Here is a 19,624-nt window from a genome sequence, read left to right as displayed (position 1 = left end):
CAAGAAAGACTACCGCTATCATTGCTTGGTTTTCGCCTTGGCAATAGTCTTAATTCAATACTTGATATCGTAGGATTATATATCAAGTGGGCGATTTTCTTAACTCACTTATGTCAATGCTTGTCAACATAAGTATAGTTTTGTCTATAAAATAGTCGGTTTAGGACTACCTCAGACACTATGGCTAGTTTGGCAATATTGTCAGACCCTGGGGAACTTGACTCTACAGAGTAGGCGATCGCCTGTATGACTTTAGAGGGTTTTTCTTTGTGGAAAATTCCTCACTGGTGTTTGAGTAACCAGCCAAACGCCTGTAAAACGTTGGTAAATCAGGAAATGCCGCCCTTAAGTCAGCCACCTTTTGAGCGTCTCAGCAATTGCCAAGCAAAAAATGAGAATGTTTTAAAAAGTGTAACTAATTGGTGCCCTTGTTTGCAAGCGTGTCATTAAGACTCTTGAAACTCCTAATCCCAACTATGTTGCGAATAGTTAAGTATTTAGCCTATGTGTCATAGTATGATAGTTGACCGCTAATTGGAAAAATCACAATAGTATGATCTCGTTTTTCTTGACCGTGAGACGATGGAGCGCCATCACAAAATTTTTATCATGGTTTTCTCTTTGTCTACTTTTGGTTGTCAGTTGCGCTCCTGGTAAGCAGACAGGGAATTTACCCACTCCTACCGTTGACGGTCGGATTACTGTCGGTACAACTCTCAAACCCAGAACCCTCGACCCCGCAGATACCTACGAGTTGGCTTCCTTGGGTTTGGTGTTCAATATGAGCGATCGCCTGTACACTTATGAACCAGGTAACACAGAAATTAAACCCCAATTAGCAACAGCATTACCCGAAGTCAGCGCTGATGGTTTAACTTATACCATCCCCTTACGTCAGGGAGTGGTTTTTCACGATGATACTCTGTTCAACGCCCAAGCTATGGAGTTTAGTATGAGGCGATTTATGGAGAATAAAGGTAAGCCATCTTTTTTACTATCTGATACAGTAGAATCAGTAAAAGCGACAGATGATTATAAGTTAACCATTAAGCTCAAAAGACCATTTGCCGCCTTTCCCTCACTCTTAGCATTTTCTGGGTTGTGTGCAGTATCACCCAAGTCCTACGAAATTGGGGCGGGTAAATTTCAGCCCAATATCTTTGTAGGGACTGGTCCATATAAGTTAGCTCAATATGGCACAGATTCCCTGAGATTAGATGTATTTGAGAAATACTGGGGGGAAAAACCAGCCAATCAGGGGGTTAACATCCAAATACAGACTAGCCCAGTCAATTTATTTAACGCCTTCCGTACAGGTACAGTAGATATAGCCTATCTATCCCTACAACCAGAGCAAATTCGCAGCTTAGAAGCAGCAGGAGAAAAAGGGGATTGGCAAAATATTACTGCTGAGGGTAGCGTAGTGAGTTATATGGTATTCAACCGCAATCAGCCACCCTTAGATCAACCAGAAGTGCGAGCTGCTATAGCGGCTATGATTGACCGTCAACTTTTAAACCAAAGAGTTTTACTTGGTCAAGCCCGGCCATTGTACAGCATAATTCCTACCACCTTTAAAGTTTCCCAGCCAGTATTTCAAGAGAAATATGGCGATGGTAACTTTCAAAAAGCTCAAGAATTATTAACCGCAGCTGGCTTCTCCGCAGAAAAACCCGCCAAGGTCGAAATTTGGCACCCCTCCACCTCAGCTAATCGCAGTTTAGCCGCACAAACTCTTAAATCATTAGCTGATCGAGAAATGGGAGGACTACTACAAATAGAAGTTAATAATGTGGAAAGCGCCACCTTCTTTAAGGACATTTCCAGGGGTCTATATCCAGCGGCGTTACTTGACTGGTATCCCGACTTTTTAGACCCAGACAATTATGTATACCCATTCTTATCTTGTCAAAAAGGCTCCCAGGCTCAAGGGTGTCAAAATGGAGGTAGTCAAAGTCAGGGTTCCTTTTACTACAGCCGAACCATGAATAAACTAATTGCACGACAACGCCAAGAGCAAAACCCCGCAGCGCGTGAGGCAATTTTCCGAGAAATTCAAGAGCAAGTCGCCAATGATGTCCCTTATATTCCCTTATGGCAAACTAAAGATTATATATTTGCTCACAACGGAGTTAACAACGTCCAACTTGACCCCACCCAAAATTTAATTTATCGGAGTATCAGCAAGCAGTAGAAGGGCGATTTGTTACTAAGTCCGGCAGGATAGCGACCCCACAAGACTTTTAGCTGATATCAAGTTTATATAGCTGGTCAATGCCAGCTATCAGATATTCTGTTAACAATTACACATTAAAATATGTCTCGTTCTCAGGCTTTACAATATTACATTGCCTCTCGGTTACTTCTAGCACCCCTGCAACTGTTAACTATTATTACTATCGTATTTTTATTACTGCGAGCCACACCGGGAGACCCCGCAGATGCAATTCTAGGGGGACGTGCGCCAGAAGCAGCTAAGGAAGAGTTACGCCAAGAACTAGGTTTAAATCTTCCCCTGTGGCTCCAGTATGGTAATTATCTAATTAACTTATTGCGCTTTGATTTAGGAACCTCCTTAACCAGTCGGGGACAGGATGTATGGGAGATCATTGGGCAATATTTCCCCGCCACTGTAGAATTAGCGGTATGCAGTATGGCGGTAGCTGTAATTGTGGGTATTGTCGCCGGTACTGTTGCTGCATCTCGTCCCGGTACTTATTTTGATATTGGCGGGCGTTTATTCGGTATTATTACTTACGCCATACCCATGTTTTGGGCGGGAATGCTTTTACAGTTGATTTTTTCTGTACAATTGGGTTGGTTTCCTACTTCTAACCGGTTTCCCCCTAATCTTCCCGCTCCTGTGTCCATCACTGGACTATATACCATTGATAGTTTGCTCACAGGTAATTTTACCCAGTTTTTGGTATCCTTGCACCATTTAACCCTGCCGAGCCTGACCCTAGGAATATTACTCAGTGGCATTTTTGAGCGCATTGTCAGGGTAAATCTTAAACAAACCCTCAAAGCCGACTATGTAGAAGCCGCTAGAGCCAGAGGAATCCATGAAAATAAGATTTTGGTATCCCATGCCCTAAAAAATGCCCTCATCCCAGTAATTACAGTGTTAGGATTAACTTTTGCCTCCCTCCTGGGTGGTGCGGTTTTAACTGAGGTAACATTTTCCTGGCCTGGTTTAGCCAATCGTCTCTATCAAGCTATTTCTGACCGTGATTATCCCACAGTCCAGGGAATATTAGTATTTTTTGGGGCAATTGTGGTTACCGCCAGCATATTAATTGACATTCTCAACGCCTATATTGACCCACGGATTCGTTATTAGTCGCCCCGGTGCTGCTGCAGATCGCACAAGGCACCAGTTAACCATTACCGAAGTTCCAACAAAATGGCTAGAATACTGATTGTTGAATGAAAACATTCTTTTGCAATTTGAGATGATTTTTGAGGGAACCGGGGGTTAGAAACCCCCGTCTAAAAGCTAAAGTCGGATAAATCCGACTGGGTGTTAGATATAACAGTATAATTGACATATCTTCTGGTTGAAACACAGGGGATTCTAAAGTATAGAATACATAAGTACAATAAATAGCGATCGCTCCTGGCTACCACAGTTGACGGTTGACTCTCATATCCCCGACTTCTGACCATGATATTGTGGGGTAGGCATAAATCTTGATAGAAGTCGGGGATATTGGCCACCAGCGATGTGCTTAAGGGTATGAGTGGTGGACCGGTGTTGAATTGTAGCGGCGAACTAGTGGGTATTAACGGCCTCCATGCCCAACCCATTTGGGGTAATCCCTATGTATTTGCCGATGGCTCCTCTGTCAACCCCAGGGATGTAGCCGCTATTAGTCAATATAGCTGGGGTATCCCCGTCAGTGATTTTTCCTTTGCCCGGTTACCTTAAGGTGAGAGATTACCCATGAGATTTACCCCAGAACTAGCATTAATTTTAGGCGCTACCACGGCGGTAGTGGTGCATTTACAACCAGTCTTAGCTGTTAACCCAGTGGAAATACCAAGGCTGGCAACAATACAAATTCATAACATTGCCCGACAAATCACCGTCAAAATCGGTGGCTTGGATGGTAAAGGTTCTGGGGTAATGATTAATCGCCAAGGTAACGTTTATACCGTCCTGACTGCTTTTCATGTTGTGGAAAACCCAGGGGACTATCGGGTAATTACTGGGGATGGGGAGAGCTACGAGATTGACCAAATGGAGCGCCTACGAGGATTAGATTTAGCCATCATTACTTTTACCAGCACTAAAGAGTATAGGGTGGCAGGGGTAGCAGATTCCCGGACAGTGAACAACGGTTCCCCCCTATATTATGCCGGGTTTCCCGCCAATGACCCCAAAAATACCAATCCTAGACAGTACAGGTTTACAGAGGATCAACTGACATCCCGCAGTCAGGGAGAAAAGCAAGGATACGACTTAATTATGTCCGGTAAACCCCAACCGGGAGTCAGTGGGGGACCAATTTTTGACCAGCGGGGGTTTGTCATTGGCATCTATGGTAAGTCAGAACTGGGCTACGTAACCATAGATGGGGTGCTGGGTATCCCCATAGAGAAAATCCCTGACCTCTCCCGACGAGCGCGGGTGGTTCCCTGGTCAAGTTCGAGCCTAGTTAACACCCTCACGGGACATTCAGAGTGGGTTCGTTCAGTAGCCTTCAGCCCGGATGGTCAAACCTTAGCATCTGGGAGTGATGATGACACCATCAAACTGTGGGATGTCGCCACGGGGACGTCAATCGCTACACTCACCGGACATTCATCTTGGGTTAATTCAGTAGCCTTCAGCCCGGATGGTAAAACCTTAGCTTCTGGGAGTTGGGATGGAACCATCAAACTGTGGGATGTCGCCACGGGGACGTCAATCGCTACACTCACCGGACATTCATCTTGGGTTAATTCAGTAGCCTTCAGCCCGGATGGTAAAACCTTAGCTTCTGGGAGTAGTGACATCAAACTGTGGGATGTCGCCACCCGGCGGTCAATCGCCACCCTCACCGGACATTCAGGGTCGGTTGAGTCAGTAGCTTTCAGCCCGGATGGTCAAACCTTAGCCTCTGGGAGTTGGGATGACACCATCAAACTGTGGGATGTCGCCACCGGGAGGTCAATCGCCACCCTCACCGGACATTCATCTTGGGTTCGTTCAGTAGCCTTCAGCCCTGATGGTAAAACCTTAGCCACTGGGAGTGTGGATAACACCATCAAACTGTGGGATGTCACCACGGGGAGGTCAATCGACACCCTCACCGGACATTCAGATTCGGTTTTGTCAGTAGCCTTCAGCCCGGATGGTCGCACCTTAGCTTCTGGGAGTGGGGATGAAACCATCAAACTGTGGGATGTCGCCACCGGGAGGTCAATCGCCACCCTCACCGGACATTCAAGAGGGGTTCATTCAGTAGCCTTCAGCCCGGATGGTAAAACCTTAGCTTCTGGGAGTGGAGATGAAACCATCAAACTGTGGCAAGAAAGTACAGTCACCGCAGAAACTGTTACCCCGGTGAATGTCCTAGTTAATGACAGGTCCGAAAAAATCACCGTGCGCCTGGAAACAGCACTGGGTTCGGGGGTAATTATTAATCGCCGGGGTGACACCTATACCGTCCTCACGTCCCATCATCTCATAGCCCCACACCAGACTGTCACACTCACCACCCCCGACGGTCAACAACACCAGTCCGTACCTAGGGGGCGTTTAGGCAACTTAGATTTAGGTCTATTGCAATTCACCAGTAAGAATAACTATGACACAGCCCTGGTGGCAGATGCCAGCGCAGTCCCCACAGGGGCAACGGTATACACCGCAGGTTATCCCGAACCCGGCAAGAGTAATCCCCAGGAACGGCCTTATTTTTTACATCCAGGTAAAAAAAGACCAGACCAAGGGGGAGAGTATAACCTGCAACTAGAAGGTCAAGCCCGACCGGGGTTAACCGGTGGTCCGATCCTCAATGAGTGGGGAATTGTGATTGGTATTTATGGTCAAGCGAACTTACTAGATATGTACCAGCAGGGTATTTCCCTGGAAAGGATACCCAATTTACAAACCATCGCCACTGTAGTTACCTGGCCTAATCCTACCTTAGTTAACACCCTCACGGGACATTCATCTTGGGTTACTTCGGTAGCCTTCAGCCCGGATAGCTTGCGTGGCGCAGCCATAGGTAAAACCTTAGCTTCTGGGAGTTGGGATAACACCATCAAACTGTGGGATGTCGCCACCGGGAGGTCAATCGCCACCCTCACCGAAGATTCATATGGGGTTGATTCAGTAGCCTTCAGCCCGGATGGTCAAACCTTAGCTTCTGGGAGTTATGATAACACCATCAAACTGTGGGATGTCGCCACCGGGAGGTCAATCGCCACCCTCACCGGACATTCATCTTGGGTTCGTTCAGTAGCCTTCAGCCCGGATGGTCAAACCTTAGCTTCTGGGAGTTGGGATACAACCATCAAACTGTGGGATGTCGCCACAGGGAGGTCAATCGCCACCCTCACCGGACATTCAAGGTTTGTTACTTCAGTAGCCTTCAGCCCGGATGGTAAAACTTTAGCTTCTGGGAGTGGAGATGAAACCATCAAACTGTGGGATGTCGCCACCGGGAGGTCAATCGCCACCCTCACCGGACATTCATCTTGGGTTCGTTCAGTAGCCTTCAGCCCGGATGGTCAAACCTTAGCCTCTGGGAGTGTGGATGGTACCATCAAGATTTGGCGGGGGCGTTAATGGTCATGGTGTTGACGGTTGACTGTTGACGGTGGTCGGTGAGCGGAGTCGAACCGTTGACGGTTGACTGTTGAGGGTGGTCGGTGAGCGGAGTCGAACCGTTGACTGTTGACTGTTGACTGTTGACGGTTGACGGGTCAGGGGTTAAGAGCTAATCCTCATATCCCCCACTTCTGACCATACAGCAGTTTTCAAGTAAATAAAATACACACCTTAACATCATAAATCTTGTGGGGTGGGCATCCTGCCCGCCCCTCAATACCTCACTCAGATAAAATGCGCTGTAAATCTCCAGAGAAGTCGGGGATATTGTCCAGCAAAATCAAGCGATCGCATCTTGCAGAAGGTACTAAATAGGACAATATAGTTAATCAGTAGAGACATTGAGGGAGAACGTCTATACCCGGCGGGGTAGAATAGAGCAAAATTAGCTCTTATACAGTAAAATTCCCCTATGTGCCGCTTACTTGCCTACCTGGGTCAACCCGTCACCCTAGAAGACATACTATATAAACCGGAACATTCCTTAATAGTTCAGAGTTACCAACCGCGGGAAATGACCGCTGGGGTAGTGAATGCAGATGGCTTTGGTATAGGTTGGTATCATCGCCAAAAAGATACCGCCCCATTTACCTACAGAAATACCCTACCCATCTGGAACGATTTAAACCTGCCTCATCTGAGCCGTTATGTAGAATCTCAATGTATACTAGGTTATGTTCGCAGCGCCACACCGGGACAAGCCCTAGATTTTGCCAATTGTCAGCCCTTCCACCACCAACAACAGCTATTTATTCACAATGGATATATTGAGAACTTTCGTCAATCAATATACCGAAAAATCCGTAATCAATTAACTCCTGATTTTTACGACCACATTCATGGTAGTACGGACTCAGAACATATTTTCGCCCTGCTACTGTCTCAAGGTCAAATCAATCAACAGCTACCTCCCGAAGATGCTTTACACAGTACCTTAGTCATCTTATTAGAAATGGCAAAACTGCATCAAGTAACGGTTTCCGCCAACATAGTCTTGAGTGATGGTCATCGTTTGATTGCTTCGCGCTTTTCTAGCAGTACCCCCGCACCATCTCTATATTGGCTCAAAGATGACCTCAATTTTCCCCAATCTGTGATTATTAGCTCCGAACCGTTATTTACTGGTAATTGGACTGCTTGTCCAGAAAATAGCATTATCAGTGTGGGAGAAGACCGTGATATCCAGATTAAATCAATCTAGTCTCAAAGAGGCTATTTTTAACGCTTTGGTGGAATGTCGCCTTAAAACCCAGACCCTGTTTGAGGGTATGGAGGAATCGACATTTTGTAGTCAACCTCATCCTGATTTTAGTCCTGTGGGTTGGCACTTAGGGCATATTGGCTTTATTGAGTCTTTATGGTTACTAGAACATAGCGGGGGTCTCCCTTGTCCTTTCCCCCAATACCGCAAACTATTTGCAGCTGATGGTTTACCTAAATCACAACGTGTGCGGTTACCCCATCTTCAGGAAATACTTTATTTCTTGGAAACGGTCAGAAAACAGGTTTTGGAACGTTTGGAAGTGATTGATCTTGAAAAAGAAGAACGTCTTTGGCGCTTTTTGATTCAGCATGAAAGCCAACACTGTGAAATTATCAGCTTTGTGCTGGAATTGATGAATCGGGAAAAAGTGAAGATGACAAAGATGATTTCTGGGGGTGAAATCAGCAATATTACTGAGATGATTCTCATCCCCGCTGGTGAATTTGAACAGGGAAGCGATGATGTATATGCTCTGGATAATGAGCGCCCCGCCCATAAGAGATATTTAGAAACTTATTATATTGACCGCTATCCGGTGACTTGTGGACAGTATCGCTTATTTATGGCAGCCGGCGGTTATGATGATTCTCGGTGGTGGTCAGCCGCTGGGTGGAAATGGCGGGAAAATCAGCAGGTAATTCAGCCATTATACTGGAGTGGCGATCGCCATGGGGACAATCATCCGGTTTGTGGTGTTAGTTGGTATGAAGCCGAAGCCTATTCACGATTTGTGGGTAAACGCCTCCCCACAGAAGCTGAATGGGAAAAAGCGGCGAGTTGGGATGCAAAAGCTGGTTGTAGTCGCGTTTATCCTTGGGGGAATAAATTCCCCACATCTGAATATTGTAACTGCGATCGCTCCATTGGTGAGACGACACCAGTCAATGACTACCCTGCGGGAAAAAGTAGTTATGGATTATACGACACTCTCGGTAATGTCTGGGAGTGGACTAGTACTTGGTTTGATGGTTACAATGGTTTCCAGAGCTACCCTTATATTGGTTACTCCCAGGTTTATTTTGACCAGCAGCACCGGGTTTTAAAAGGCGGGAGTTGGGCTACACGCCCTTGGGGACTACGTGCTAGTTTTCGTAACTGGTATCATCCCCATGTACGACAAATTTTTGCTGGGTTTCGCTGTGCTACTAGTTAAGGTTTGAACAATTTCCACTGAGGTAATCTCAGGAGTACTTGACGACAGGAATTTCTCACAGCAGTTAGTAGACGATAGGATTTACGAATCATATCTAATGTAGAGTATGATACATGCAGTCGTAATGGGGATAACACAGGGAGATAAAACCAGTAATAAGCCGTTTTGAGGTCATTCCACTTTGAACAGGGTTCTTGATGTAGGAAATCTGAGATATCTACTACCAATCCTCTACCCTGGTACATCATCACATTACGACCGTGGACATCATGGGGTCGTAGTCCACGACTTTGAGCATATTCAAGAGCCTGGTCAATATCCCGTATGACTTGTTTGGGAATAGATAATCCCTGGTGTAGACAGTCGTACAGAGTTGTGCCATAAAGCCGTTTCAAAACTAAAAAGTTATCTTTAGCATATAAACACTCAGAGAAAGCCGGGTGAGAACCCAGAAGACGATAGACCTCTATTTCCTCTGTAAAGCCTGGGCGATTAGGGGCATAAATTTTCACGACTAAATCTGGGTGATGAGGATGATAAACGACTACAGCATAATTCCCTTTGCCAATCAGCCGCCAGGGTTGTGGTAGATACCTGACCTTGATGGGATTACGTGAGTCCACACTTTCAATTTCTAAGCTAGGTAGTAGTTGCTGATCAATAATCTCTAGCAAATCCTGCGGGGGTAACTGGTTCATGTTACATAAACTAGTTGGGTCTAATGTTGAGTTTAGCTGTTTGTACTGACTTATCCGATAAATTTCAACTTGACTTAGTTCAACTCGATTCGTTTTTTATATAAAATCAGTAAAGTCGTGAAAAAAACTTGATTAATCTAGCTCAGGCGTGATGTGATGGGCTATGAATATGTGTTTCATTGGGTGGGGTAAAGCTTACCCGAACTTATTTAGTGCCGAAATACACAGTATCCCGTATGCTCAATGAGGAATTAAGTTGGAGGTTGAATGTCAATATCTCAGGTTGCTAGTAGCTTCACTTCTGAACATAGTATTGAAGAGCGCTTACAAATAGAGCATTTAATCCCCAAAAACCCCCTATTTGTTCCCAGTGCTGGGAGTGATGTAATTAAGGGATTAACTCAAACACCCAAAACCCTTCCCGCTCGTTATTTTTATGATGACCGTGGCTCTGATTTATTTGAACAAATCTGTGAGTTACCAGAATATTATGTCACACGTACAGAAACCAAAATTTTACAGCAATATGCTGGTGAAATTGCCAGGATCACCGGACCTTGTGAATTGGTAGAGTTGGGTAGTGGTAGCTCTACTAAAACTCGTATAATCTTGGATGCCTACGCACAACTAGGCCACACCCTGCAGTATATGCCCATTGATGTCAGTGCAGGGATATTAGAAACCAGTGCTAAACAGCTATTAGCAGATTATCCCTCTTTAAATGTTCATGCCCTGGTGGCAACCTATGAGTTAGCATTAGCACAAATATCGCCGACAGAATTACCCAACAGAATGATTAGTTTTATCGGTAGCAGTTTAGGTAATCTCAATCCCCAAGAATGTGATGTGTTCTTTACTCAAATTACCAACGCTTTACAAGTGGGTGATTATTTTCTCCTGGGTATAGATTTACAAAAGCCCAAACATATCGTAGAACCAGCTTATAATGATGCCCAAGGTGTGACAGCAGCTTTTAACCTGAATATGTTAGAGCATTTAAATCACCAGTTTGAAGGGAATTTTGACACCACCCAGTTTGAACACTGGGCATTTTACAATGAAGCTCAAAGTCAAATTGAGATGCATTTACGCTCTTTGCGATCGCAGTCTGTAGAATTAAGCGCCCTCAACCTCACCGTTGATTTTGCTCCGGGGGAAACTATCCTCACAGAAATCTCCCGCAAGTTTAATCTTAACATGATGCAAGAACAGCTCACCGCCGGGGGTTTAGTACCCATCCAGGGGTGGACTGATGCTGATGGCTGGTTTGGTTTATTGCTTTGTCAGCTACAAGCATAAATTTTCAGGAATTTAAGGGGGGAGGCAGTTTTTCCCTCTCCCTTCACAGCCAATTACCGGGAGTTTTGCTAAAAGATACAAAAAAAGGTCACACTTTTTGCCAAGATGATAGTATTATTTCCCCAAACTTCAATTGGCAATGGTCGGCATGAGTGAAAAAATAATAGACAGCAGCGGGAAAGGTTTTCTCGTTCTGCTTTTGCCAATCTCGTTTTTAATTATTTTCCTGGTTGCTACCTGGAAAATTTTGCTGGTTATGTTAATGGTAATCATTGGCTTCCGGGCTGTGCAAGAATATCAATGGCAAAAGTGGACTGAGCAAGTTAATCCGATTTTTAATGAGTTGCTCTGGGAAACCCAAGGCAAAATTACCGCCATGGATTTAGCAATTAAGGGTAATTTTTCCGGAACAACGGCAAAACGCTATTTAGATAGTAAAGCTAGTGAGTTCGGTGCAAGTATACAGCCTTCACAGGATGGCGGTGAGGTTTATTACTTTATCAGCGCCAGTATTCTCGGCGATATCCTGGACAGTAGCGAACCGGTTACACAAGTTTCACCTTCCTCAGTCACTCAAAGAAACCTATCTCTTTTAGCCCCACCAGCAACCCCACCAGTAAATTTAGAATCAGAAACTGAAGCACCACCACCAGAAACCCATCAAGCAGTTAAGCGCTCACTAGAACAACAGTTAATGTTTGGTTCTCTCATCCAATCGGAACTAGCCAAGCGACTAAATGTGTATTCTAGCACGGTGTATAAACGGCGTAATGATCCAGACTTTTCGGAGTGGAGTCGCAACAGAGACCCTGATAGTATTGCTTGGAAATACTCAGAAAAAACTAAGGAGTTTTTTCCCCTAGAGGAAGGTGAAACATGATTGATGTTTAGTTATTCACAATTGTTGATACCTACAGCCTCGGTGATGGAATTTAACTGATGTTTTTCCAGTTCTAACAGCAAACCTTCCAGAATACGGCGCACCATCATTGGTCCTTGGTAAATCCAACCGGTGTATACTTGAATTAAACTAGCACCTGCAGTGATTTTTTCCCAAGCGTCTTGGGGGGTAAAAATGCCACCGACACCAATAATAGGGATGGTTCCTTGGGTTTGCTGCCAAATATACCTAATTACCTCAGTGGAGCGATCGCGTACCGGCGCACCGCTAATTCCCCCAGGCTCCTCCTGGGGTGATTTGCCTGTTTGCTCAATTAATTGAGTTCTCAATCTATCCCGGCTAATGGTAGTATTAGTGGCAATAATCCCAGCTAATTGGTAAGTTTTCGCTAAACTGATAATGTCTGCGATCGCCTCCCAGGTTAAATCTGGGGCAATCTTGACAAAAACCGGCTTTTGTGTCTGGTTTTCCTGCTGTAATAACTCCAAGATGGTACTCAGCATTGCAGCATCTTGGAGCGATCGCAGACCTGGAGTATTAGGAGAAGAAACATTAACCACAAAATAATCCCCCAAGTCCTTGAGTAAGCGAAAACTATGTAAATAATCTTCCCCTGCTTCCTCTAGGGGTGTCACCTTAGATTTACCTAAATTTATCCCTATGGGAATTGTTCGCCCTAAATCTTGGTAATCTGTGCTGATTCTGGTAGCCATTGCTGCAGCACCACTATTATTAAAACCCATGCGATTGAGAGCAGCTTGATCCAATGGTAACCGAAATAACCGCGGACGGGGGTTTCCTGGTTGGGGTACAAAAGTCACAGTTCCTAGTTCTGCAAAACCAAAACCCAGACTAGACCAGATTTTTGCCCCCACCCCATCCTTATCAAAACCCGCAGCTAACCCCAAAGGATTGGGAAACCTTAGCCCCCATAAATTTTGTTCTAAGCGTGGGTCTTGCAGACATAAAGACTGCTGTAAACGTTGATTAACCCAATGAGCAGAAGGGTTGCGAGTGTGGGAGAGCCAGTTTAAAGTACTAATAGTTTGCTGATGTAACCACTCTGGGTCAGCCTTGATGACATTAAATAATACGGGACGAATTACTTGGTAAAAATCCATTGTCGGTTTTACTCATAAATATCTCAGAATAACTTAGTCTGACTTCCCCACCCGTAACAGTCATTCATAATCTAATTCACCACATTGATACATGCTATCGTCAATTAAACCTGGACTAAACACCCAGATGTTTTATAAAACTTTTATAAAACATCAATACATACACCGGAACTTTGACACATCCTCTTACAAATCTGAATATATATGGGGCGTAAAGTATCTAAATCTGACCTACCTGAAAAAATCTGTCCTGTATGTCAACGTCCCTTCACCTGGCGCAAAAAATGGCAAGATTGTTGGGATGAGGTGAAATACTGCTCAGAACGTTGTCGTCGTCGTCGTTCTCAAGTTCAAAATTAAAGGGACTGCAAAAAACACTATTTCCTAGTTACATTAATGGGAATACACACGCACATAGCGCAAGGGTGATAAATCATGAGGGTGCAACCAAAAGTAATTATTCATGGGGGAGCTGGTAGTTCTCTCCAAGGTAAAGGAGGTTTAGAGTCCGTACGCCGTTCACTACATACCATAGTCGAGGCGGTTTATTCTCTACTACTGTCAGGCGCAACTGCATCTGAGGCGGTGTTGCAAGGTTGCAGAATGTTAGAAGATAACCCCCGCTTTAATGCTGGTACTGGTTCGGTACTGCAATCGGATGGTCAAATTCGTATGAGTGCTTCCTTGATGAATGGCGCATCGGGGCGCTTTAGTGGTGTAATTAATGTTTCACGGGTAAAAAATCCCATTGAGTTGGCACAATTTTTACAAAGTTCTCCAGACAGGGTACTGTCGGATTATGGGGCGGCGGAACTAGCACGGGAGTTACAAATTCCCAGTTATAATGCTTTAACTGATTTAAGATTACAAGAATGGATACAAGAACGCCAGGATAATTTTCAAAGCACTATGGCTGGTGTGGTGGCAGAACCGGAATTAGCCCCAAGTAGTAATGCAGGGCGGGGGACCATTGGCGTAGTAGTTTTAGATACTTATGGTTGTGTGGCTGCGGGTACTTCTACCGGCGGTAAAGGCTTTGAGCGCATTGGTAGAGTCAGTGATTCTGCTATGCCGGCTGGTAATTATGCTTCTAGTTATGCTGGGGTTAGCTGTACCGGTATTGGGGAGGATATTATTGATGAGTGTTTAGCCGCTAAGATTGTGGTGCGGGTAAATGATGGTATGTTGCTCAAGGATGCAATGCAGCGCTCCTTTACGGAGGCGAGTCAAAATCATCGGGATTTAGGGGCGATCGCACTAGATGCGACTGGGGTAATCTCATGGGGTAAAACCAGTCAAGTCTTACTTGCTGCCTATCATAATGGTGAGGCGATTGGTGATACTTTAGAATGGAATGATGGCCAGTTAATCGGCTATTGTTAAATTGACAGGAAGGCTATCTAGTCCCCTCCCCTTGTCAGGGGAGGGTTAGGCAGGGGTGAGACTTCAACCATGAATGAGTTGTAAAGCCTGCGTTAATATTTCTGATTCTTCAACCATAGCGGCTAATTCTTCAGCTTCATAACGCCCTTCAAAGGCTTCTACGGATGCTTTTTTGAGTGCTATTTCATATCCTTGTTGGAGAATATCGCGCATTTGTGCATAGTTGAGATAATTACCCCCTGATTTGCGCCGCTGATTGATTTTTTTGATTTCCCGCACAGCATTGGCCATGGAAATCTCCCAAGAGCGAGTTAAACGTTTTTCTGCTTGCTGTTTAATTAAGTGGATGAGAAGAATAACCCCATAACTATCAATTTTATTGATTTTGTCGCTGAGGCTCATTTCTTCTAACTCATCCACCAGCAGTAAAGCTTGCTCAATTTTGCCTTGTTCTAGAAGTCGCCTGAGTTCTAGTAGTTCTTCCATGTTGAAGACGAGAATTTGGGCTAAAATATTAATCTAACTAATTTAACCATCCTTTTTTATCTGCCAATCTGGTTTGACTACCTGACGACTACGAGCAATTACCAAGGAATTATCAGGAACATCTTCTGTGACAGTGGAACCTGCGGCTACGTAAACATCATCACCTAAAGTCACCGGTGCTACTAAAACACTATTAGAACCGGTTTTAGTGCGATCGCCTATGGTGGTATGATGTTTGTTCACACCGTCATAGTTAGCGGTAATTGTCCCAGCGCCAATATTGACTTGTTGACCGGTGGTTGTATCGCCTAAGTATGATAAATGTGCCGCATTAGTGCGATCGCCTAACTGAGTATTTTTCAATTCTACAAAATTACCGACCCGGCAATGACTACCTACCTCAGCATGACCGCGTAAATGAGCATAGGGACCAATCTTACTACCAGTCTGCACCACACTATCAGTAATTACCGAATACTGCACCCTGACATTTTCACCCAAGTGGCTATTTTCAATTAAACACCCAGGTCCAATGCGACTCCCGGTATTAATAAAAGTATGACCTCGCAGGTGGGTTTGAGGTTCAATAATCACATCTGCCTGTAACTCTACCGTATCATCAATAGTGATACTGTGGGGGTCAATCAGGGTAACACCAGCAGTCATCCATTTTTCCTTGACTCGCCCTTGTAAAATTTCGTATGCTGTGGCTAATTGTAGGCGGTCATTAATGCCTAAAATTTCTTGGTAATCTTCCACATCCACAGCCATCACCTGACCCACTTGAGTCACAGCATCAGTGAGATAATATTCCTTCTGAGCATTATTTGCTTGTAGGTGGGGTAGAACCTGCTCTAATTGCGGCCAATTAAAACAATAAACCCCCGCATTAATGCGGCGATTTTGTCTTTGAGCAGCGGTACAGTCCTTATGTTCCACAATTTGCTGTACTACATTCTCACTATTACAAAAAACCCGCCCATAGCCTTGGGGCTCAGGAACGTGAGAAGTCAGGATAGTAGCGGCGTTATGATTGTCTTGGTGAGTTTGTAATAAGTTTTTGAGAGTCTGAGTGCGTAATAAAGGTACATCCCCATTTAAAACCAGCAAATCCCCAGTATAACCCTGTAAATGGGGTAGTAGTTGCTGGATAGCGTGACCTGTCCCCAGCTGCTCGGTTTGTTCCACAAACTCTAAAACCGGGGATTTGATGGCGGTTTTTACTTCTTCACCCTGATACCCTACAATCACCATCCGTCGAGAGGGTAAAAGCGGTTCTACACTGTCAAGAACTCTTTGTACTAGCGATCGCCCCCCCAAATGGTGTAAAACCTTGGGTAAGTGTGATTTCATCCTTGTACCCCGTCCCGCCGCCAGAATTGCTACAACTACCATAATTTAGTTATCATAGATTTGGCCTCAAATCATACCAGCTTATCAATGTGATGTCATATAGCTGATGTGAGACTATTTTCCTGAAAACCAGCGTTTGCGCCAACTAGAAGTAGGTTCTAGGGGAGAAACTTCCTGTTCTTGGTTCCGTCGTCTGAGGATGACATCAGCAGCATCTATTAATTGTGGGTCGCGGTAAGGAACAGCAGCACGGGTTTGTAAATGCTCTTTTTCCGATTCACCAAGCGGAGGGAGACTATTCCCAGGATATGCCGCAATTGTACCAGGCGATCGCCTGCCCACAGGAGGAGTAGAACCGATTTCTAACCCCGCAGCTAATAGCGCCGTGCGCACCGCAGCAGCACAAGAATAAGTTGCTAGCAAACCTTGGGGATGTAAACACCCAGCTACCTTTTGCATAAACTCCACAGTCCATAACTGAGGACACCGGGGAGGAGAAAAGGGGTCTAAAAAAATTGCATCAGCGAGAAACCCTGATTGATGTACCTGGGTAATTAAATTTCTCCCATCACCAATCAGCAGTTTCCCCTGAAACCGACTTGTTTTCACTTGCTGCTCAACAGCCAATTGAGTTAAAATCGCCGTATACTCATAGTGCCAATTATCAAATAGCCCATGGGCGATCGCCGCTTGTGGTACAGATGGATTCAGTTCTAAGCCAATTAATTCTACATTACAATGGGGATTCACTGCCCAAATTGTCTGCAAAGCGGCGGCTGTGTTGTATCCTAGACCATAGCAAATATCTAAAATTCGCAAACTTGGTTTAACAGCAGAGGTTTCTAATCCAGTAGGAACTACAAACTTTAAAAAACTTTCCTGTTTAGCTCCAAAATGGCTATGAAACAATTCACCAAACTCATCAGAGATAAAGGTGAATGAACCATCTGCTGTTACTTGTGGTTTAAATTCTTCTAAATTTGGCGTTGCACTTGTCATGAATAACACCCAAATTGCTGTTTCCCCTGCTTGGTTATTTGCACATCTTAACGATCCAGATATCGTTATTGTTGATTGTCGCTTTTCTCTGGCTCATCCACAACTGGGAAAACAACAATACCAAGCCACTCATATCGAGGGTTCCTATTACCTAGATTTAAATTTAGACCTTTCTAGTCCTGTCGGTCAACATGGCGGTAGACATCCTTTACCAAATGTCCATGATTTCGCCGAGAAATTAGCAGCAATCGGGGTAAATTCTCAAAAAACTTTAGTTGTAGCTTATGATGATTCCCGCTTCGCCTTTGCATCCCGTCTGTGGTGGTTATTACGCTACCTAGGACATCAGCAAGTAGTCGTATTAGATGGAGGGTTTACAGCATGGCAACAAGCTGGTTATCCTGTCACCGATATCATACCCCAACCCAGACCAGGACAGTTTGAACCAATGGTAAATCCGGACTTATTAGTAAACTATGAAACCGTCAAAACTCGCAAAGACCTACCCACAGTCAGCTTAGTAGATTCCAGAGAAGGCGATCGCTACAGGGGGGAACGAGAACCAATAGATAAAATTGCTGGTCACATTCCCGGTGCAGTTAACTATCCTTGGTTGGAAATTACCGACTCATCCGGCTATTTACTTTCACCCTCACAGCAACGCCAAAGATGGGATAAACTAGCAACATCCCCAGAAATTATAGTTTATTGTGGTTCCGGTGTCACTGCCTGTGTAAATTTACTTTCCTTAGAACTAGCTAATATTCACACCGGAAAACTTTATGCTGGTAGTTGGAGCGATTGGATTAGTTATGATTAGTTATTTACCCCCATCTTCCAAATCGGCTATAGCGTAAGCAAATTCACTAAAAGCAGTTTTAATTAACATCTCTTTCATGCTTCTGTCTAACCGAGAGTTGCGGATGATATCAGCTAACTCCACAAACAGCAAAGAAAACATATAACGGTCTTGGCGGTCAACTTGTTTTAAACAAGATAAGATAAAACTATAAAGCTCTGTTTGTCGTGGTTTAGTTTGTTCGTCCCACATTTTCAAACCAAGGCGGAAAGTTTTCAGGCGAATTTCATTACTGTTATAAGACGTATCTTTGTAGCGAACTGATACGCGCTGGGGGATGTCCATAAGTTTTAGAGATGGAGACTGCATATAGATTTATGCATGTATTTCTGACTGCATCCGGATCAAAAATAATCAATATTTCCCAACAGATGAGCTGCTTAACTGTTGGGAAGTGTCTTCGTCACAGACCATGGGATGGTATATTTATTCCATGATTTAAGAAGTTCTTTTTTCGCAACCAATACCATTGTGATTACGGTCAAATCCGTGGGGGTCGGGAGGTAATGTTTTGAAGTTCCGTTCAGTAATATCGCTGCAATTAAGGTCAGGTGGATATTTAGGAATGCAAACATCTGGGTAAGCAGGGTCACAGCCGCTTGTCTTTTGAGCAGAAATTTCTAAATTTCTGACTGCATGCCTAAAATCCCAAGGCATTTGGGGGTCAGGTTGGCTCCAAAAACCCAAACTTTTTTCTTTCGCGGATTTTTCAGCTTGTATGAAGCTATTTTGATGCTTTACACAATTCTTGAGATACCGAAGATACACAACAGCTTTTCCTTCTTCTACCATATTAACGTTAATGTTGCGATCGCCAATTAATACCTCTGCTACTAAGCGGTTATATTTATCAGCGTCTACAGGTTCGAGAGTGACTACTTGACCAATGGGAAGCAGTTGCTTTAGTGTGGCTGTGGATTCATTTCCCCAAGGTTGTTGGGATGTTTCTGGTGCATCGATACAAGCCAAACGGATTGTCTTAATTACGGTACTAGTTTTTACCCTAATTGTGTCTCCGTCACTCACACTAATCACTGTACCACTGATATTCTCAGCCGCGACAGACAGTGTGGGAATAAAAGCCAGAAATAGAATAGCAATAAATATGATTAAGCGATTGATGTTTTTTTGTAATATTTGATCCATAATCTCAAGATTTTTTAAGTTTTATTTAAGTTTTATTTAAGTTTTATGATTTAATTTGACAGTTACTTTTGATCAACTCAATGATATCAGAGATATATCAGAAGCCTTTAACCCCCCTCACAAGGGTAGGTTTTTTACATTG

Annotated in this window: 18 protein-coding genes; 11 read left to right on the top strand and 7 right to left on the bottom strand. The window is 44.2% G+C overall.

Annotation, left to right across the window (positions count from 1 at the left end):
• Positions 1 to 553: 553 nt before the first annotated feature.
• From NWP22_RS01585 to egtB, 6 genes are all read left to right on the top strand, one after another.
• Positions 554 to 2,194: an ABC transporter substrate-binding protein gene (locus tag NWP22_RS01585; RefSeq protein WP_280801438.1), complete on the top strand. Its 1,641-nt coding sequence runs from the start codon at positions 554 to 556 to the stop codon at positions 2,192 to 2,194.
• Between the two features lie 123 nt (positions 2,195 to 2,317).
• On the top strand, positions 2,318 to 3,343 hold the full coding sequence (locus tag NWP22_RS01580; protein WP_280801437.1) for an ABC transporter permease: 1,026 nt from the start codon (positions 2,318 to 2,320) through the stop codon (positions 3,341 to 3,343).
• A gap of 369 nt (positions 3,344 to 3,712) precedes the next feature.
• On the top strand, positions 3,713 to 3,931 hold the full coding sequence (locus NWP22_RS01575; RefSeq protein WP_280801436.1) for a hypothetical protein: 219 nt from the start codon (positions 3,713 to 3,715) through the stop codon (positions 3,929 to 3,931).
• A 15-nt stretch (positions 3,932 to 3,946) separates the two neighbouring features.
• Positions 3,947 to 6,778, top strand: coding sequence for a WD40 domain-containing protein (locus NWP22_RS01570; RefSeq protein ID WP_280801435.1), 2,832 nt, complete (start codon positions 3,947 to 3,949; stop codon positions 6,776 to 6,778).
• Positions 6,779 to 7,232: 454 nt separating this feature from the next.
• Complete coding sequence (egtC, locus tag NWP22_RS01565; RefSeq protein ID WP_280801434.1) at positions 7,233 to 8,021, top strand: ergothioneine biosynthesis protein EgtC; 789 nt, start codon at positions 7,233 to 7,235, stop codon at positions 8,019 to 8,021.
• Positions 7,996 to 9,237, top strand: a complete 1,242-nt coding sequence (gene egtB / locus NWP22_RS01560) for an ergothioneine biosynthesis protein EgtB (protein WP_280801433.1) — start codon at positions 7,996 to 7,998, stop codon at positions 9,235 to 9,237. The genes egtC and egtB overlap by 26 nt, the downstream gene beginning before the upstream one ends.
• Here the strand turns inward: egtB and NWP22_RS01555 are convergent.
• On the bottom strand, positions 9,234 to 9,935 hold the full coding sequence (locus NWP22_RS01555; RefSeq protein WP_280793046.1) for a serine/threonine-protein kinase: 702 nt from the start codon (positions 9,933 to 9,935) through the stop codon (positions 9,234 to 9,236). The genes egtB and NWP22_RS01555 overlap by 4 nt on opposite strands.
• A 267-nt stretch (positions 9,936 to 10,202) precedes the next feature.
• On the opposite strand from NWP22_RS01555, the gene egtD reads away from it, so the two are divergent.
• Positions 10,203 to 11,234, top strand: coding sequence for an L-histidine N(alpha)-methyltransferase (egtD, locus tag NWP22_RS01550; protein WP_280801432.1), 1,032 nt, complete (start codon positions 10,203 to 10,205; stop codon positions 11,232 to 11,234).
• Positions 11,235 to 11,382: 148 nt separating this feature from the next.
• Positions 11,383 to 12,114, top strand: a complete 732-nt coding sequence (locus NWP22_RS01545) for a hypothetical protein (protein ID WP_271732327.1) — start codon at positions 11,383 to 11,385, stop codon at positions 12,112 to 12,114.
• 11 nt (positions 12,115 to 12,125) lie between these two features.
• On the opposite strand, the gene NWP22_RS01540 is transcribed toward NWP22_RS01545, so the two are convergent.
• Positions 12,126 to 13,256, bottom strand: coding sequence for a quinone-dependent dihydroorotate dehydrogenase (locus NWP22_RS01540; RefSeq protein ID WP_280801431.1), 1,131 nt, complete (start codon positions 13,254 to 13,256; stop codon positions 12,126 to 12,128).
• Between the two features lie 204 nt (positions 13,257 to 13,460).
• Between NWP22_RS01540 and NWP22_RS01535 the strand changes: the two genes are divergently transcribed.
• The gene (locus tag NWP22_RS01535) at positions 13,461 to 13,616 is read left to right on the top strand and encodes a DUF2256 domain-containing protein (protein WP_271732329.1); all 156 of its coding nucleotides are present in this window, start codon (positions 13,461 to 13,463) and stop codon (positions 13,614 to 13,616) included.
• A gap of 75 nt (positions 13,617 to 13,691) precedes the next feature.
• Complete coding sequence (locus tag NWP22_RS01530; RefSeq protein WP_280801430.1) at positions 13,692 to 14,639, top strand: isoaspartyl peptidase/L-asparaginase; 948 nt, start codon at positions 13,692 to 13,694, stop codon at positions 14,637 to 14,639.
• A gap of 63 nt (positions 14,640 to 14,702) precedes the next feature.
• Here the strand turns inward: NWP22_RS01530 and NWP22_RS01525 are convergent, their stop codons facing one another.
• From NWP22_RS01525 to NWP22_RS01515, 3 genes are all read right to left on the bottom strand, one after another.
• Positions 14,703 to 15,125, bottom strand: a complete 423-nt coding sequence (locus NWP22_RS01525) for a DUF29 family protein (protein ID WP_271762177.1) — start codon at positions 15,123 to 15,125, stop codon at positions 14,703 to 14,705.
• A 42-nt stretch (positions 15,126 to 15,167) separates the two neighbouring features.
• The gene (gene glmU / locus NWP22_RS01520) at positions 15,168 to 16,520 is read right to left on the bottom strand and encodes a bifunctional UDP-N-acetylglucosamine diphosphorylase/glucosamine-1-phosphate N-acetyltransferase GlmU (RefSeq protein ID WP_280793039.1); all 1,353 of its coding nucleotides are present in this window, start codon (positions 16,518 to 16,520) and stop codon (positions 15,168 to 15,170) included.
• A 72-nt stretch (positions 16,521 to 16,592) separates the two neighbouring features.
• Positions 16,593 to 17,477, bottom strand: coding sequence for a tRNA (5-methylaminomethyl-2-thiouridine)(34)-methyltransferase MnmD (locus tag NWP22_RS01515; protein WP_280801429.1), 885 nt, complete (start codon positions 17,475 to 17,477; stop codon positions 16,593 to 16,595).
• On the opposite strand from NWP22_RS01515, the gene NWP22_RS01510 reads away from it, so the two are divergent.
• Positions 17,476 to 18,297 carry a sulfurtransferase gene (locus tag NWP22_RS01510; protein WP_280801428.1) on the top strand — a complete coding sequence of 274 codons (822 nt, stop codon included), beginning with the start codon at positions 17,476 to 17,478 and terminating at the stop codon, positions 18,295 to 18,297. The genes NWP22_RS01515 and NWP22_RS01510 overlap by 2 nt on opposite strands.
• Here NWP22_RS01510 and NWP22_RS01505 read toward each other — a convergent pair whose 3' ends face one another.
• Positions 18,298 to 18,621 (bottom strand): hypothetical protein, encoded by a 324-nt coding sequence (locus tag NWP22_RS01505; protein ID WP_271732413.1) that lies wholly within the window; start codon positions 18,619 to 18,621, stop codon positions 18,298 to 18,300. It abuts the gene before it with no gap.
• A 153-nt stretch (positions 18,622 to 18,774) separates the two neighbouring features.
• Positions 18,775 to 19,482, bottom strand: a complete 708-nt coding sequence (locus NWP22_RS01500) for a thermonuclease family protein (RefSeq protein ID WP_271732338.1) — start codon at positions 19,480 to 19,482, stop codon at positions 18,775 to 18,777.
• Between the last annotated feature and the right edge of the window lie 142 nt (positions 19,483 to 19,624).

It is taken from the genome of Anabaenopsis tanganyikae CS-531, from assembly GCF_029891675.1.
Classification (GTDB): Bacteria; Cyanobacteriota; Cyanobacteriia; order Cyanobacteriales; family Nostocaceae; genus Anabaenopsis; species Anabaenopsis arnoldii.
Note: the sequence above shows the minus strand (reverse complement) of the source record. Positions and strands in the feature narration are given on the sequence as shown.